This is a genomic window from Pantoea sp. Ap-967, assembly GCF_011752565.1.
Taxonomy (GTDB): domain Bacteria; phylum Pseudomonadota; class Gammaproteobacteria; order Pseudomonadales; family Pseudomonadaceae; genus Aquipseudomonas.
In genome coordinates this window covers 1-15,840 of the sequence record NZ_VWXK01000017.1, presented here as the reverse complement: position 1 = coordinate 15,840, position 15,840 = coordinate 1, and the positions used below count along the sequence as shown (strand labels likewise).

Annotated in this window: 14 protein-coding genes; 9 read left to right on the top strand and 5 right to left on the bottom strand. The window is 61.7% G+C overall.

Annotated elements, in window-relative coordinates:
* Positions 1-3: 3 nt before the first annotated feature.
* The 5 genes from F3J45_RS18145 to F3J45_RS18125 form a co-directional block, all read right to left on the bottom strand.
* Positions 4-1,482, bottom strand: a complete 1,479-nt coding sequence (locus F3J45_RS18145) for an alginate export family protein (protein ID WP_167065666.1) — start codon at positions 1,480-1,482, stop codon at positions 4-6.
* Positions 1,479-2,921, bottom strand: coding sequence for an alginate biosynthesis TPR repeat lipoprotein AlgK (gene algK, locus F3J45_RS18140; RefSeq protein ID WP_205300578.1), 1,443 nt, complete (start codon positions 2,919-2,921; stop codon positions 1,479-1,481). The genes F3J45_RS18145 and algK overlap by 4 nt, the downstream gene beginning before the upstream one ends.
* A gap of 90 nt (positions 2,922-3,011) precedes the next feature.
* A complete protein-coding gene (locus F3J45_RS18135; protein WP_167065660.1) occupies positions 3,012-4,178 on the bottom strand; it encodes a PilZ domain-containing protein in 1,167 nt (388 codons plus the stop codon).
* 37 nt (positions 4,179-4,215) lie between these two features.
* The gene (alg8, locus tag F3J45_RS18130; RefSeq protein WP_205300577.1) at positions 4,216-5,697 is read right to left on the bottom strand and encodes a mannuronan synthase; all 1,482 of its coding nucleotides are present in this window, start codon (positions 5,695-5,697) and stop codon (positions 4,216-4,218) included.
* Positions 5,698-5,771: 74 nt separating this feature from the next.
* A complete protein-coding gene (locus F3J45_RS18125; protein WP_167065654.1) occupies positions 5,772-7,088 on the bottom strand; it encodes a nucleotide sugar dehydrogenase in 1,317 nt (438 codons plus the stop codon).
* 946 nt (positions 7,089-8,034) lie between these two features.
* On the opposite strand from F3J45_RS18125, the gene F3J45_RS18120 reads away from it, so the two are divergent.
* The 9 genes from F3J45_RS18120 to F3J45_RS18080 all read left to right on the top strand — a co-directional run bounded on the left by F3J45_RS18120 (position 8,035) and on the right by F3J45_RS18080 (position 15,581).
* Entirely contained in the window at positions 8,035-8,463 is a 429-nt protein-coding gene (locus F3J45_RS18120) for a hypothetical protein (protein ID WP_240164648.1), read from the top strand.
* Between the two features lie 83 nt (positions 8,464-8,546).
* On the top strand, positions 8,547-9,338 hold the full coding sequence (locus tag F3J45_RS18115; protein WP_167065649.1) for a hypothetical protein: 792 nt from the start codon (positions 8,547-8,549) through the stop codon (positions 9,336-9,338).
* Positions 9,335-9,619: an ATP-binding cassette domain-containing protein gene (locus tag F3J45_RS18110; RefSeq protein ID WP_370526407.1), complete on the top strand. Its 285-nt coding sequence runs from the start codon at positions 9,335-9,337 to the stop codon at positions 9,617-9,619. The genes F3J45_RS18115 and F3J45_RS18110 overlap by 4 nt, the downstream gene beginning before the upstream one ends.
* Positions 9,620-9,769: 150 nt before the next feature.
* A complete protein-coding gene (locus F3J45_RS18105; protein ID WP_167065647.1) occupies positions 9,770-10,210 on the top strand; it encodes a hypothetical protein in 441 nt (146 codons plus the stop codon).
* 95 nt (positions 10,211-10,305) lie between these two features.
* A complete protein-coding gene (locus F3J45_RS18100) occupies positions 10,306-11,091 on the top strand; it encodes a hypothetical protein (RefSeq protein ID WP_167065644.1) in 786 nt (261 codons plus the stop codon).
* Positions 11,088-11,753, top strand: coding sequence for an ABC transporter ATP-binding protein (locus F3J45_RS18095; protein WP_167065641.1), 666 nt, complete (start codon positions 11,088-11,090; stop codon positions 11,751-11,753). The genes F3J45_RS18100 and F3J45_RS18095 overlap by 4 nt, the downstream gene beginning before the upstream one ends.
* Positions 11,746-12,915 (top strand): ABC transporter permease, encoded by a 1,170-nt coding sequence (locus tag F3J45_RS18090; RefSeq protein ID WP_167065638.1) that lies wholly within the window; start codon positions 11,746-11,748, stop codon positions 12,913-12,915. The genes F3J45_RS18095 and F3J45_RS18090 overlap by 8 nt, the downstream gene beginning before the upstream one ends.
* A 10-nt stretch (positions 12,916-12,925) precedes the next feature.
* Positions 12,926-14,371, top strand: coding sequence for a TolC family protein (locus F3J45_RS18085; protein WP_167065635.1), 1,446 nt, complete (start codon positions 12,926-12,928; stop codon positions 14,369-14,371).
* A 16-nt stretch (positions 14,372-14,387) separates the two neighbouring features.
* A complete protein-coding gene (locus F3J45_RS18080) occupies positions 14,388-15,581 on the top strand; it encodes an efflux RND transporter periplasmic adaptor subunit (protein ID WP_167065632.1) in 1,194 nt (397 codons plus the stop codon).
* Positions 15,582-15,840 lie beyond the last annotated feature (259 nt).

Sequence of the window (15,840 nt, the reverse complement as noted above, 5' to 3'; positions counted from 1 at the left end):
GCCTCAGAAGCGCCAGATCACGTCGACGAAGGCGCGGTGCATGTACGAATCCGCTTCCTTGCCATAGGCGTCGCCAGGCTTGAATACGCCGGCACGCAGGCGCACCAGCGCCGACGGCTCGTCGATCGCCTGGCTCATCGAGGCCGGCAGCAGGCCTTGCTTGAAGTACTTGGTGACGACCACGTCCATTTCCTGGCCGAGGTCTTTCTCGCCATCGACCAACTGGCGGTTTACGCCGTTGTCGTCGACCACCGCGTTGATGCCGCTGGAGCCGATGTTCTGGCTGCCGTCGACACGCCAGAACTTGTGGTAGATGAAGCTTGCGTCGTAGTCCTCGCGCAGCTGCCAGGAGGCGAACAGGGTGGCGGCCTGCAGGTTGCCCAGCTCGCCACGGAAGGCCTCGCCGAAACGGTGCACGCGCGAGCGGGTGCCGGTGTAGTTGGAGCGGTTGCTCTCAAGGCCGGTTTGCTCGAAGTTGTTCGAGCCATCGTCGCCACCGCCGCCGCTGCCACGGGCGTAGGCCGCGCCCACCTGCCACTGTGGGTCCAGGCGCAGGCGAATACCGAGGTCGGTGGCCCAGGCGTTGACGTTGCCGCTCTGCTTGCCGGTGGCAACCTGGTCGTCACCCACTTGCTCGGTGCTGAGCTTGTCGCGGTCACCGGTCAGCCAGGTGACACTGCCCCAGTAGTTGACGGTGTGGTCGTTGCGCCAGTTGTAGGCGTCGCTGTTGGCTTCAAGGCCCAGCCAGGTGAGGTCGCCGGTGCGGGTCTTGTCCAGCGCGTCGACGGTTTCGCCGGGGTTCTTCAGGCTGCCGCTGTCATGGGTGTGGTGGGCGCGCAGGCCGACCCAGTGGCCGGGCGTCCATTGCGCGGCAACGTTGCCGTAGAGGTGCGTGCGGTCCTTGTCTTGCGGGGCCAGCTGGGTGAGGTCGGTGCGGTATTCGCTGAAGCGCTGGGCCACGCCCAGGTCGGCCTTGAGCAGGGTGGTGTCGAAGGTCCAGTTCAGCGCTTCGATGTTGGTGTCGCGCCACATGCCGTCGTCACTGCGCAGGCGCTGGCGGCCCAGGCGCAGCTGTTCGCCGGGGTAGGCGGTGAGGCCGCTGTAGCCAACCCAGAATTCGCGCATGGCCAGGTAGCTTTTGTCGGGCTGGCGGCTGTCGCTGCCGGTGTCGGTGGTGGTGCCGTCGTCGTTCTGGCGCAGGGTGTCGGTTTCGATGGTGTCGGTGGCCGCCACCGCCTGGCCCATGGCGTAGGCGCTCCAGTTGCCGCGTTCGCCGTACACCCAGGGGCGCAGGTCCAGGCCCAGGCCGTTGACGTCGCCGCCTGGGCGGGTGCCCAGGTCGCGGTCGTCCTCGGACTGGCCGGTGATTTTTACTTCCAGGCCGAAGTTCTTCTGGGCGGTGATGTCGGCCAGGGTCGGGCAGGACCACAGCAGGGCGAAGCTCAGGCCGATGCCGGCTTTCACGAAGGGGTTGAGCGTCATAGCGAGTCCTCGGCTTCTACTTCGGGGTCTTCGTCTTGCAGGGCATCGAGTGCTAGGGTGCGACGCCCTTGGGCCATGCTGCCGCGGGCCTGCTGTTCCTGCGCGAGCAGGCCTTGGGCCTGGGTACGCTGCTCGGGTGTGAGTTGTTGATCGAGTTGCTGCAGCAGCTCGGCCGATTGCGCTGTCGGGCTGGCCTGCGACAGCTGGGCGAATACCCAGGCGTTGCTGGGTTGCGGGCGGATGCCGTGGCCTTCGCTGAACAGCTGGGCGAGGGCGTAGTCGGCGCTGTTCTGGCCGCCTCGGGCGGCGCTGAGCAGGTGGTCGACGGCTTTTTGCGGCTGCACCTCGCCCAGGTATCCGCGGCGGTACAGCTGGCCGAGGTAGTAGTGGGCGCTGATTTCACCGGCGTCGGCGGCGGCCTGCAGGTGCTGCTCGGCCTTCACGGCATCGGCCGGCACGGTCTTGCCTTCGTAGTACAGGCGGCCCAGCAGCAACTCGGCGCGCGGTTGTTCGGCTTCGCGGCCCTTGTCGATGTAGGCCATCAGCTGGTCGGTATCGCCAAGCTCGGGGAAGTCGTACAGCACCTGCGCCAGGCTGACCCAGGATGCCGGGTTGGCCGGGGCAACCTGTTCGAGCAGGGCCTTGGCGGTTTTCTCGTCGGTTTGGCCGAGGCTGCGGTCGGCCAGCACCCGCGCCACGTTGTCCACTCGGGTGGCGGGCACCGCGCCGCGGGCATAGGCTGACTGCAGCTGCTGCAGCAGCGCTGCCTGCTGGTCGGCCTGGCCGCGTTTCTGGTACACGGTGGCAAGCTCGGCGTAGCACACGTCCATGCTGTTCAGGGCTTGCTTGCACAGCTTTTCCACGTCGTCCAGGTGCTGGTCGTAGGTGCCCTGGGTGCGATAGAGCAGGATCTGCGCCAGGCCGGCTTCCGGGTAGCCGGCGGCTTGCCACTGCTCGATCTGTTGCTGGGCGTTGACCTTGGGGAAACTTTGCGGATACAGCAGGTACAGCATCGCCAGGGGAATCAGGGTTTTCTGTTCGCCTTGTTGGGCGGCCAGCTTGAGCAGGGTTTCGGCTTCTTCGCGTTCGGCCTGGGTGCTGTCGGGCTTGGCCACCAGCAGGCGGCCAAGGCGTACCTGGGCCCGAGGCGAGGTGGCGGCGGCGGCGCGGTAGGTGGCTTCGGCCTGCTTGAACTGGCTAGGGTCGCCGGTCGATACCTTGATATCGGCCAGGCCCACTTGCGCGTCGCTGTAGCCCAGGTCGGCCAGCGCCTGGTAGTTGCGTTCGGCCTGGGCGGTGTCGCCGCGCTTGAGCGCTTCGTTGGCCAGGCGCTGGTCGGGCAGGCCTGAGCAGCCGGCCAGGGTGATGGCGGCAGCCAGGGCACAGATTCCAAGGTTCGATCGGCACCTGTGGGAGCGGGCTTGCCCGCGAATGGGCACTGCCGACGACGTTGATCCTGCTGGCCTCTTCGCGGGCAAGCCCGCTCCCACAGGGGTCGCGTTGATGTCAGAGATCATTGTCCGATCCTCTTACAGGCCACGGGCCACGGCTTTGTCGATCAGCCAGTTCAGCGACGGGCCACGGTCGCTGTTGACCGCCGCCGGGCGCCCGGCCAGTTCTGCCGGCAGGCCATCGTCAGGCTTGATCTGCACGCGGATGTCGGAGGCCAGGTCTTCGCTGTTGAGGCTGGCGCTGCTGACGATCTTGCCGGTGCGTACGTCGTCTTCGCCGGCGACCTGGAAGTTGACCCGGGTGCCTGGCTTGACCTCGTCGAACTGGCGGTAGCTGAAGCGCGCCTCGACCGTTGGGTTGGTGGTGCGCGGCACCAGCTGGAAGATCGGTTGGCCCTTGGCAGCGTACTGGCCGTCGTCCACCAGCTGGCGGGCGACCACGCAATCGCAGGGGCTGGTGAGGGTGCCGGACAGCTGCTTGCCGAACAGCTCCTCGATTTTCGCCGGCTCCAGCTGCGAGTCGTCCAGGCTGCCCTTGAGCATGTCCAGCATGCTGGTGGTGAAAGTCGCCAGCGGCGCGCCCTTGGCCACTTGGCCACCGGTTTGCACCAGGCTGCTGACGGTGCCGTCGCGGGGCATGGTGACGTTGCTGGTCGGCACCGCCACCACACCGGCTTCGGCATGGCTGACGAAGTACATGCCGTACAACGACTTGGCGACGAAGCCGAAGGCTGCCACACCGACCACGAACACCCCGAGGGTCACGGTCACGGCCTTGAGCCGGCCAAACGCCGACAGGCCGCTGCCACCGTCCTTCTGCTTGCGCGCCTTGGTGAAGTTGTCGCGCTGCAGGGTGCTGAGCACATCGCCCACGCTGATCAGCTCACCGGACAGGTGGGTGGTGATGATGTGGCGCAGGGTGGCGATGTCACGCGGCTCCAGGTTCTGGAACTGCGCGCCGGTGCGGCCGCTGCCGCTCTGGTAGGCGCGCACCTGGAACTCGATGTCCATCGACAGGCCGAGGTTGTCGACCGTGAACTGCAGGCGACCGCGCAGCACGTCACCGACGTTCAGGGGCTGTTTGGTGTGGAAGCTCAGGCCACCGGCGGAGAGGTCGTCGACCTTCACATCGTGGGCCTGGCGCTCGCTGTCGAGAAAACGCAGCTTGGCCGGGATGCGTACCCGGGCGTGTTGGCGCTGGGCTTCGGACTCATGCACGACGTTGACGTTCACGGCGGTATTCATCTGGTGTTGTTCCTGTTAGTTCCGATCCGGGTTGGGCTCACACGACCATGAACAGCACAGCGACGAAGATGCTGGCAGCCGAGAAGGTCATGGTCCGCGAGGACCAGGTGTTGAACCATTGTTGAAAACTGGCGAGGTCACGCTTGAGGGCAGTGGGCTGGCGGGTCCAGGACTGCTTGTCGAGGCGGAAGAACACGTAGATCTTCATCAGCGCGCCGACGATCTGGTTGTAATAGAGAATCAGCGGGTAGGCCGGGCCTACGTTGTGGCCGGAGCACAGCAGCATGATGGTGAGGATCAACCGGGTAATGCCGATCCACAGCAGGTACACCAGCAGGAACGCCATGCCGAACTTGAGGCTGGCGATCACCGCCATGGTCAGGCCCAACAGGCTGGTCCACATCGACACGCGCTGGTCGAACAACACGATGCTGGTGAACAGGCCCAGGCGGCGCAGGCCAAGGCCCAGGGCGCGGGAGTTCTGCCGCAGGTTGTTGCCGTACCAGCGGTACATCAGCTTGCGGCTGGCCTTGAGGAAGCTCTTCTCCGGCGGGTGCTCGACCGTGTTGATGGCGGCGTCCGGCACGTAGAAGGTGTCGTAGCCCAGGCGCATCAGGCTGAACCAGCTCGACTTGTCGTCACCGGTGAGGAACTTGAAGCGGCCCAGGCGCCAGTGCATCAGCGAGTCGCTTTCGACGTCGGCAATGAACTCGGGGTTGGTGACCACGCTTGCGCGGAACATCGACATGCGCCCGGTCATGGTCAGCACGCGCTTGGAAAGGGCCATCGAGCACATGTTGATGTGGCGCTGGGCGAAGCGCAGCTTGTGCCATTCGCTCATGATGTAGCCGCCGCGCACTTCGCAGAATTCGTTGGTGGTCAGGCCACCGACGTTGGGGTAGAGCTTGAACCAGGGCACGGTCTTGTTCACCACGCCTTCGGCGAGCACGGTGTCGCCGTCGATCACTGCCACCACGGCATTCTCGTCCGGCAACATCCGCGAGATGGCGCGAAAGCCGTAGGCCAGGCCATCGCGCTTGCCGGTGCCGGCGATGCGCACGATGTCCAGGGTGACGCGCTCGGGCGGGTTGTACTTGGCCCACAGGCTCTTGACCAGCAGCTCATCGGACATCTCCACCAACGAGCAGACCACGGTGGTGGGGTAGCCGCAGTCGATCGCTTCGCGGATCACCGAGCTGTACACCTGGGCGGTGGTCAGCGCCTCGATGCGAAAGCTGGTGACCATCAGGTACACGTGCGACGGGGCGGCGGCCTTGCCCATCTTCTGCACCTTGCGCCGCAGGTAGGGGTACACGCCGTAGAGGAAGATCATGCCGCGGATGAAATGGGTGGCGCCCATGGAGTAGCGCCAGATGCCGACTGCGCCGACCAGGAAGATGAAGTGCTTCGACTGCGAATCGAAGATATCGGCTGGCAGGGCCAGGGCGATCAGCATGAGCAGGCTCATGTAGAGCAGCCACCCGGCGCACTGCAACAGCACGGTCTGGAGCCTTTGCATGTTCAGCATCCGTCGAGAATTCGGGAAAGGTTGGGCGACGCAGGTGGGGAGGCCTGCGTCGCCCGGCCGAGGGCTTACCAGCAGATGCCTTCGGTACGGCTGGTGGCGCAGGTCGACTTGCTCATGAAGCCGACCAGGTCGATCACTTGCTTGCCGACCGGCGCTTGCTGGGCAAGGGCGCGGAACTGCTCGTCACGGTTGCCCAGGACGATGATGTCGGCGTTGTCGATGACTTTCTGGAAGTCGCCGTTGAGCAGCGACGAGACGTGGGGGATCTTCGACTCGATGTATTCCTTGTTCGCCCCGTGTACGCGGGCGTACTCGACGTTCTCGTCGTAGATGTCCAGTTGGTAGCCCTTGCCGATCAGGCGTTCGGCCAGTTCCACCAGTGGGCTTTCGCGCAGGTCGTCGGTGCCGGCCTTGAAGCTCAGGCCAAGCAGGGCGACCTTGCGCTTGTCGTGGCTTTCGATCAGGTCGAAGGCGTTCTGCACCTGGGATTCATTGCTGCGCATCAGCGAATCGAGCAGCGGGGCACGCACGTCGAGGCTGGCGGCGCGGTAGGTGAGGGCGCGCACGTCCTTGGGCAGGCACGAACCGCCGAAGGCAAAGCCTGGGCGCATGTAGTACTGCGACAGGTTCAGGGCCTTGTCCTGGCACACCACGTCCATCACGTCGCGGCCATCGACACCCACGGCCTTGGCGATGTTGCCGATCTCGTTGGCGAAGGTGACCTTGGTGGCGTGCCAGACGTTGCAGGTGTACTTGATCATCTCGGCCACTTCGATCGGCTTGCGGATGATCGGCGCGTCGAGTTCTTCGTACAGCGCCTGCAGCACATCGCCGCTGGCCTGGTCCAGTTCGCCGATGACGGTCATGGGCGGGTGGTCGTAGTCCTTGATCGCAGTGCTTTCACGCAGGAACTCAGGGTTCACCGCGACACCGAAGTCGACACCGGCTTTTTTGCCCGAGCAGTCTTCGATGATCGGGATCACCACGTTCTTGACGGTGCCAGGCAGCACGGTGCTGCGCACCACGATGGTGTGGCGGCGGTTGGTATCGCGCAGTACATAGCCGATTTCGCGGCACACCGACTCGATGTACTCAAGGCCCAGGTCGCCGTTCTTCTTGCTCGGGGTGCCGACGCAGATCATCGACACTTCGCTTGCGCGGATGGCTTCGGCGAAGTCGGTGGTGCCGCGCAGGCGGCCATTGGCGATGCCTTGCTGCAGCAGTGCTTCCAGGCCAGGTTCGACGATGGGCGACTTGCCCTGGTTGATCAGGTCGATCTTGGTCTTGGACACGTCCACACCAATCACGTCATGGCCACGTGCCGTCAGGCAGCCTGCACAGACCGCACCCACATAACCCAAACCAAAGATGCTGATACGCATCGCTATCACCTCGTGTGTTATCACGCCGGCACCTCCGGGAAGTGCCGAGCTGGGTTGATTAACAACAGTTTTTGGGCGCACGGGTCCATGGCGAATGCACACTTCGCCGAGCGCAGGCATGAATGAAACCGTCGCGCACAAAGTTGTGCACTAATAAATGGCAGCCATCGGCCAATAATTAAAAGGCGTGCCCCGTATTGCAGCCGTCTTTATTGCACTGCGCTACATGGCGCAATGCTGTGCTTGTTCTTTCAAGTGGAAAAATCCTTTGAAATCAACCACTAGGACGATTTTTGAAGGGCGCGTTACTCCTTGATATACAGGGCCTCGGGCAGTTCCGTTGCGACTGTTGAATGCTGAAGGCGGGTATCGATACCTGCCGCTTTGTCATCTGTAAGTCATCTCTCACACAGTAACAGCGTGAAATTCGTTACGGCACTATGAGCGATGGCAAGCGGGAGAAGTTCCTGGGTGGGTTCCGCTTCGATGAAAGATTTCTAAATAATTTTTCAGTGGCAAATACTTTCAATTTGATAGCACGTCGGAGTTTTACCCCCGGTTATAAAGGACGAAACTGAGAGGCGGTGTTGTTATGCCATCACGTGAAAATATTTTTCAAAATCCGTCAAAAAAGGTACGAACGGTCTTATGGCGTTTGGCGATAACCCTGTGCATGTCGTTTTTTTGGCGTCGTAAATATGGCTTGATGGCAATTTGAACCCTTGCCCTGAAACGGGGCGTTGGCCTCCACACATCCGGAAACACACCAAGACCTTACGAAAGTTAAGGTTTTAGACGCAGCGGCCGTTAACCCCCCCTGAGGACGCTCTGCGGGGCTGTCCATGAACGAAGGAGCGTCTTGGGCAGCCTCGGGGCCGATGGCCAGTGAGGGCGTCTCATCCATAAAACACATGGAAGAGATGAGAGACAGCTGATGAAAAGGACAATGCAGGTCGTGATGGGTGGTGCTTCGTTGCTGCTGGTGGGGATGGTGGAGGCGGGGCCGAACGTCGCTGTGACGTTTAAACATCTGGGTAGCGAAGACGCTGTGCTCAAGATGGTGACGACCAATGAAAGCAGTACCTACCAAGTTGCAAGCCCAAAACCTAAAGCGACGGTCAAACCCAAAGAAACCATCAGTTTCGACGTGCAGCGATCAGTGAGCCCGGATGTCAATGCGGCCATGGTTCGTTATGTCCAAGGTCGCAAAACGTGTGCGTTCGGAACCACATTTCAGATGAAAATGTTGCCCGGAGGAATCAAGCAACCCCAGTGGACCAAAACCGCCACGCCGAGCGGAGGGGCTAATTGTACGGCGACTATAACTCGAACGAATGCTGACTATTCATGGGCTGTTGAATTTACCATGAATTAAGAGCTGTCCCAGTGGCCGCACATCGCGCTGAGCCTGATGTGTGGCTGCTATTAGATAGCTCAGTGCATCAGGAGATTTGAGGAATGGATATTCAGAAAGTTTTGAATAATTCTGCTGTTGTTACTCGCGGTTCCCCTGTGGAACGGCAGCAGCCCGTAGTTGGTTCGGATGAGTCAGGGTTGACAGTAGTGCGTGAGGAAAACTCGTCGGAGCAGCAGATTTCGAACCTCGCGCGCCAGCTTGCGGCGGCGGTTGAGAGGGCCGCAGTGCGAGATGCGAAGCTGTCCCGCTCAGAGTTGGCAGCGTTAGCTTCAAAGATTAATGACAAGCTTTCAGGGGGTAGTTATGCGTTTAGCAAAACATCCTACGATGCTTTCTTACCAGATACAGATGATGCTGAGCTTCTTGAGCGGGCTAGGCAAGCAACGGCCTTTGCGAACGGCAAGGGGGCGAACCCCTTCGCAGGGCTTTCAACCGATCAGTTAAGTTTGATTGCCTATGACGAAGGTGGTGATTTCACCGTTAATGAACGAAGAGCAGCCAGTTTTGAATTGAGCGGGCAACGCGCAGCTTGGAGTGTGTATATTGTTCAGAAAATGGATATTGAACGCCAGCAGAGCGGCCGCACAGACCAAGGTATTCATGAAATAATTGATTACTACAGAGCACTACCTGCTATAGAGGAAGCTCAAATTCCAGGTAACTGGGAAGTTGACTTCATGATGCTGTTGAATCGCCAAGAAGTTGAGTGGCCTGAGTTCAAAACATCATTGGTCGATATCATGGCAAATGATTGGGGTAAACGGGAGCAACCCTCCAAGGCCCACGAAGACGTTACGTTCGACAGAGGGTCGGTGCAGGACAAATCCCTGTGACCCCGATCATTGAGCTGCAAAGCGTCAGTCGACAGCTAATCGGTCATCCCGTCCTGCAGGGTTCGTCCTTAGCCGTGACTCAAGGCGGATCTTGCGCCATTGTCGGCGCGTCTGGCTCAGGCAGAAGTACCTTGTTGAACATCATTGGCCTGCTCGATCAACCCTGCCAGGGCAAGCTGCTACTGGACGGTTGCGATATCTCCAATGCCGATACAGACACGCGAGCCGTCACCCGCAACCGCCTGCTCCACACATCCGGAAACACACCAAGACCTTACTAAAGCTAAGGTTTTAGCCCAGGCGGCCGTTAACCCCCTGAGGACGCCCTGTGGAGGCTGTCCATGAACGAAGGAGCGTCTTGGGCAGCCTCGGGCCGATGGCCAGTGAGGGCGTCTCATCCATAAACACATGGAAGAGATGAGAGTCAGCTGATGAAAAAGACAATGCAGGTCGTATTGGGCGGTGCTTCGTTGCTGCTGGTGGGGATGGTGGAGGCGGGGCCCCTCGTGGAGGTGACCATCAAGAACCTTGGGAGCCAGCAAGCGGTTATGAAGCTGATGACTTCCAATGAGACCAGTACTTACCAAATAGCCAATCCTCAACCCGACCAAAAGATCGAAAAAGGTGCATCAACCTTCATGCGCGTTCAAAGGGTGGTGAGCCCAGACGTGAACGCGGCAATGATTCGATACACGATGGGCGGCAAGACCTGTGTATTTAGTACGACATTCCAGTTGCGAACATTGTCCAATGGCATGAAGCAGCCGGAGTGGACCAAAAAAGCAACGCCAAGTGGCGGAGCGTCCTGCACGGCGACTATCACTGGGACTGCGGCTGACTACTCCTGGAAAACAGAGTTCACCATGAAGTAAGAGCACATTAACCGATGGCTGCATTTCTGGCTTGCAAGTACAGAAGTGTGGCTGAGGTAAGTGATCTGTAGTTGAACCTATAAAAGGAGTATTTGATGAGTCCTATCAATGGTCTGTTCACGGCTGGCAGCGCGTCGGCCGCACTGGCAACTGTCAAGCGATCAGAAGAAAAACTAAGCAGTTCGGTAGCGTTGGAAACAGGGGGTGAGCACGCGAGTGAAGATGAGCAGCTTTCGGGCCTGGCAAAAAAGCTAAGTGCCGCTGCAGAGCGCGCAGCTGAGCGCGATAGCAAGCTTTCGCGCAAGGAATTGGCCGATTTGGCGTCCAAGATTCTCGATAGGCTTGGCGGTTCATCTTACTATTGGGCTAAGGATTTTTATGACTCCCAACTGCCTGATACTGAAGACCAGGAGTGGCTGGAGCGTGCCCGCCAGGCTAATGATTTTTCCAAAGGCAAAGGCCCTAACCCCTTTGAAGGTTTTAGTCGTGAGCAACTTAGCTTAATCGTTCACGACGAAAGCGGTGCCTTCACAGTCAATGAAAGGCGGGCTGCACGATCGGTGAAGACGGATCTGCATAATGCATGGGCGCAAGACATGATTCGAAGAATGAATGCCGAGCACCAGCAAACTGGCCGTAGTGATAATGGGCTGCGTGAGATTCTCACCTATTACAATTCATTGCCGCCTATAGAAGTGGCCGAGTATGGAAATTACGAAGCCAACATCATGATGCAACTGTCCATGCATGAAGTTGAATGGCCAGAATTCAACACGTCACTAGTGGACATGCTCGCCAATGAATGGGGTAAGGAGGATCTGACCCAACCTGATCCCGCTCAGGCAACAGACGAAGCGGAGCCAGGAACCGAAAAGTCATGACGCCTATCGTTTCCCTGGCCGGTATCGGTCGTGTGTTGAACGGCCAGGCCATTCTGCGCGACGTCTCGTTCAACGTAGCCCCTGGCCAGGCCTGTGCCCTGGTCGGGGCATCGGGCTCTGGTAAAAGCACGTTGCTGAACCTGATCGGCCTGCTCGACCGGCCCAGTACTGGCAATCTTGCACTAGACGGCAAAGACATGGCCCATGCCACTGGTGACCAGCGAGCCATCACCCGCAATTGCCTACTCGGCTTCGTGTTCCAGAGTTTCAACCTGCTGCCGCGCCTTACTGCCCTGGACAATGTCGCGCTGCCGTTGAGCTACCGAGGCATGCCCAAGGAGGCAGCGCGGCAGGCCGCGAGCGCCTGCCTGGAACAGGTGGGCCTGGCTCACCGGGCCTTTCACCTGCCTGCCGAGTTGTCCGGTGGCCAGCGCCAGCGTGTGGCCATCGCCCGGGCGCTGGTTACCGAGCCGCGCATCCTGTTGGCCGACGAGCCTACCGGAAATCTGGATGGCGAAACCGCGCAAGGGATCATCGCGCTGTTGATGTCATTGAACCGCGATCAAGGCATGACATTGCTCATGGTCACCCATGACCCGACCATCGCCCTGCGCATGGATCGGCGCCTGCAGGTCAGCCAAGGTGAGGTGTTCGATGCCTGATGCCTACGGGCCTCGTTGGCCGCAACGGCTGAGGGAAGCGCAGGGCAGTGTGAGCCAACTCGGCACCCGGGCCTGGCTCGCGTTACTTGGCATAGCCGTGGGCTGCGCCGCGTTGGTGGCGTTGATCAATATCGGCCACAGCGCCACGCAACACACTCAGCGGATGTTCCAAGGGATGGGCAGCGAGCTGATGGTCGTCAACCTGGAGGGCGCCGATGAAGGCAGCGGCGCCGTGCGCCTGGACCTGGCTACGCTGCCGCCGGGAGTGCTTGCGCTGGCCCCTTTGGCGTCCAGCATCGTGACCGTTCAGCTCAACGCGCTGGGTGTCGAAACGATGGTGACCGGCAGCTCCGCGCAACTGAACGAAGTGCTCAAGCTGGAACTGGGCAATGGCCGGTTACTGTCCCAGTTCGACGACAGAGCCCCACATGCAGTGCTGGGCGCAGCGCTGGCCCATGAGTTGCGGGCCAGCAGCGGCGACCGCCTGCAGGTGGGGGCCTACGTGTTCGACGTGGTGGGCGTGCTGGCGCCGCAGGGCTACAACCCCATGCTGCCAGTCAATTTCGACAACCTGCTGCTTATGCCGCTGGCCGGTATGCAGCGGCTCAATCCTGCTCCGCAGGTTGCGACTTTCATCGCCCGTGGCACGGATGCTGCGACCTTGAGCCAAGCCGCCAGTGCGCTGCGCGATTACCTCCAGGCCCAGCTTCCACGGCATGAAGTGGATGTGCAACTGCCCCGCCAGATGCTGGAAAGCATGGCCGGGCAATCGCGAGTCATGGCCTGGATGCTGGCCGGCACCGCCGCCATCGCCTTGGTGCTCGGCGGGGTCGGGGTCATGAACGTCATGGTGATGAACGTGGCCCAGCGCCGCCGGGAGATCGGCGTGCGCCTGGCGTTGGGCGCACGAGGGCGCGATATCGCCTGGCTGTTCCTGCTCGAAGCGTTGTTGCTGTCGGTGGCCGGTGCGCTGTTGGGGGTGATGCTGGGCTTGGCGGCCGCCTGGTTGTTGGCGATCACGTCCGGTTGGGGTTTTTCCTTCTCGGCAGGGTCTGTGCCGCTGAGCATGGGAACCTCGTTGCTGCTCGGGCTGTTCTTCGGCTTGCAGCCCGCGCGGGCGGCGGCGCGGCTGCAACCGGTAGTGGCGCTGCGGGATGACTAGGTGCTTGGCGATGGCCTGGGCTTTAACGGTAGCGGGCTTGGCCATGGCCGACAACGCGCAGCACCGCTCCCATGCGACTGTGCAACGGGTTGCGCCCGTCAGCGCACGGTCGGTGCCAGGTGGCGAGCCCGTGGCATTGGAACTGGGTGACGCCGTCGCCTTGGCGCTGCGCGACAACCGGGCAATCCGTAGCGCGTACCTTGAGCGCATCGCACAGAAATTCGACCTGCGCGTCGCCCGTGATGCCTTCGCCCCGCAACTGGCGCTCAAGGGCCGCTACCTGGCCAACCGCAACCACGCCGACCGCTATCGGCAAGGGCAACTGAGCCCGTCAGCCAGCCTGCTAACACCCTACGGCACCCGCCTGAGCCTGGATTGGGCTTACGCGCATACCCGTGCCAATGGGGCAGGGCGACGTTACAGCGATGGCGCTAACCTGGCGATCATCCAGCCGTTGCTACGCGGCGCTGGGCGCGGTATTGCCGATGCCCCCTTGCGCCAGGCCCAACTCAGCGAACAGCTTAACCGGCTCGCCCTCAAGGACAACGTGGCGCAGGTCATCACCCGCACCATCAACCTGTACCGCAACCTGCTGCGCGCCCAGGAGCAACTGCGTATTGCCGATGATGGGTTGCTGCGTGCCCGGCAACTGGTGGATGTCAACCGGGCGCTGATCGCAGCCGGGCGCATGGCAGCGTTCGATATCGTCCAGGCCGAAGCCGAAGTCGCCAGCCAGGAACTGGCGCGCGAGGGCAGCCGCAACCAGTTGCAGCAGAGCCGCCTGGCGCTGGCACAGCTGTTGGCACTGGACCTGTCAACGCCCCTCAAGGCGGTGGAGTCGTTGCATGTCGCGCAACTGCAGATCGACGCCGACCAGGCCCTGACGCAGGCACAAGCCTTGCAGCCGGCGTATTTGATGCAGTTGGTGGCAGGTGAACAGGCCGCCCTTGAACTGCGGGTAGCGCAGAACGCGCAGTGGTGGGATCTGTCGCTGGTCGGCGGGGCTAGCCAGTTGCGCGAGCGGCCCGGGCATGCGCTGGCGTGGGAACACTACGTGGCGGTGGAGCTGGAAATACCGATTGGCGACCTCAGCCGGCGTCAAACCTTGCTGCGAGCGCAAGTCGGCATGGAGCAGCAGCGCCTGAGCCAGGCCGAATCCCGGCAGCAGTTGCAGCGTGAGGTCACCAGCGCTGTATGGGATATCCAGGTGCGCTGGCGGCAACTGCAAATTGCCGAGCGTGCCCAGGATTTGTCCCAGCGCAAACTGGCCATCGAGCGAGAAAAGCTGGCGACCGGGCGCTCCAGCAACTTTCAGGTGTTGAGTTTCGAAAGCGACCTGCGTTACGCGCAGGGTGCGCTGCTCGATGCCACCCTCGATTACCTGGAGGCGCAAGTGATGCTGGACCAGGTGCTGGGCGCAACGCTCGAACGCTGGCAGGTGGCACTCAATGACTAGGTGGCGGTGGTTATCGTTGTTGGTCGCAGCCGGCCTGCTGCTGGCGCTGTTCTGGCAAGCCTGGCCCGAGGTTTCGCCCGCCAGCCCACAGCGCTGGGTGCGCGTTGAACCGCAGTTGCTCGAAAGCCGCCTTGGGCTGGTGGGCAGGTTGCAGGCGGCGCGGGAGGAAACCTTGCATGCACCGTTCGACGGGGTGGTGGCTGCTGTGCTCGTGAAGGATGGGCAGCAGGTGGTAGCGGGCCAGCCCTTGTTCACGCTGGACACCGCCCAGCTGGATATTCAGCTGCGCGAAGCTGAAGCCGAGCGTTTGAAGGCCCGCGAGCAGTTGCGCCAGTTGCGTGCATGGCAAAGCGGGCCGCAGGTGTCGCAGAGCGTTCGCGCCCTGGGTGCCGCCCGTGCGGCGGTAGCTGCCAGCGCGGCAAGCCTGGCTGAAACCCGGCGCCTGTTCGAGCGCGGTATTGTCGCGCGCATGGAAGTGGATAGCCTCGAACTCATGTTGCAGGCGCAGCGCCAGGCGTTGCGGGATGCCGAGCAGGAACTGCTGCTGACCCGCGCACGCGGCCAAGGCGATGCCCTGCGGATTGCCGAGATGGAGCTGGCCAACGCCGAGGCGCGCTGGAGCGGGTTGATGATGATGCGAGCGCGCAGGGTGGTCCGTGCGCCCTTTACCGGCGTGCTGGAGGGCGTGGCCAGCGACGCGGCCCAGGGTTCACGGCCCGTGCAGGTCGGGCAGGCGATGAGCCGAGGCATGCCGATGATGGTGCTTGTCGATCTTGAGCAGTTGAACGTGGCGGCGAAGGTGCAAGAGCAAGATGTGGATAAGGTGCGCGAGGGGCTTGAAGTTGAAGTCGTCATCGCCGGGCAGGTGCTCGCGGGGCAGATCGAGCAGATTGGCCAGCAGGCTCGCAGCGACACAGGGCCTGTGGCCTGGTACGACGTGCTGGTGGGGCTGCGCTTGCCTGAAAAGCCCGGTGAGTTGCCGTTGCGCCTGGGCATGCGCGCGGAGTTGACCGCAGTGGTGGCCCGGCGCGAGCAGGCAGTGGTGGTGCCTGTCGAGGCGCTGCAGCGCGATGAGGCAGGCAAGGCGTATGTGCTGTTTCGTGAGCACATCGAGCAACTGCCACGCCAGGTTGAGGTGACCCCCGGCCTGGCGGTGCTTGAAGGGGTGGAAGCGGTTGGCCTGAAGGCAGGCTTCGTGCTGTTACCGTGAGTGCAAACCCAGGCCTTGCGCAGGAAGCGCTCGTTCCAACGGCCGATTGAATGGAAATGTCTGTAGGAGCGGGCTTGCCCCGCGAAGAAGGCACCGCGGTGTATGGCACCGGCTTCGCCGGTGTTCGCGGGGCAAGCCCGCTCTCATCAAACAAAATGCAACCCACTGATTTTTAAGGCACTCAGGCAGCGACAAGTTGATACCCCAGTTTCCGGGCTTTGCGCAGCAAAGCCCGGAGCTGGCGGTCTTGGCTTTTGGC

Excerpts from the sequence above, each read along its gene's own strand:
- F3J45_RS18105 (WP_167065647.1), top strand. The coding sequence starts at position 9,770 with ATGAAAAAGACAATGCAGGTCGTATTGGGCGGTGCTTCGTTGCTGCTG.
- F3J45_RS18115 (WP_167065649.1), top strand. The coding sequence starts at position 8,547 with ATGGATATTCAGAAAGTTTTGAATAATTCTGCTGTTGTTACTCGCGGT.
- F3J45_RS18120 (WP_240164648.1), top strand. The coding sequence starts at position 8,035 with ATGCAGGTCGTGATGGGTGGTGCTTCGTTGCTGCTGGTGGGGATGGTG.
- F3J45_RS18145 (WP_167065666.1), bottom strand. The coding sequence starts at position 1,482 with ATGACGCTCAACCCCTTCGTGAAAGCCGGCATCGGCCTGAGCTTCGCC.
- F3J45_RS18090 (WP_167065638.1), top strand. The coding sequence starts at position 11,746 with ATGCCTGATGCCTACGGGCCTCGTTGGCCGCAACGGCTGAGGGAAGCG.
- F3J45_RS18135 (WP_167065660.1), bottom strand. The coding sequence starts at position 4,178 with ATGAATACCGCCGTGAACGTCAACGTCGTGCATGAGTCCGAAGCCCAG.
- F3J45_RS18100 (WP_167065644.1), top strand. The coding sequence starts at position 10,306 with ATGAGTCCTATCAATGGTCTGTTCACGGCTGGCAGCGCGTCGGCCGCA.
- F3J45_RS18085 (WP_167065635.1), top strand. The coding sequence starts at position 12,926 with ATGGCCTGGGCTTTAACGGTAGCGGGCTTGGCCATGGCCGACAACGCG.
- alg8 (WP_205300577.1), bottom strand. The coding sequence starts at position 5,697 with ATGCAAAGGCTCCAGACCGTGCTGTTGCAGTGCGCCGGGTGGCTGCTC.
- F3J45_RS18095 (WP_167065641.1), top strand. The coding sequence starts at position 11,088 with ATGACGCCTATCGTTTCCCTGGCCGGTATCGGTCGTGTGTTGAACGGC.
- F3J45_RS18125 (WP_167065654.1), bottom strand. The coding sequence starts at position 7,088 with ATGCGTATCAGCATCTTTGGTTTGGGTTATGTGGGTGCGGTCTGTGCA.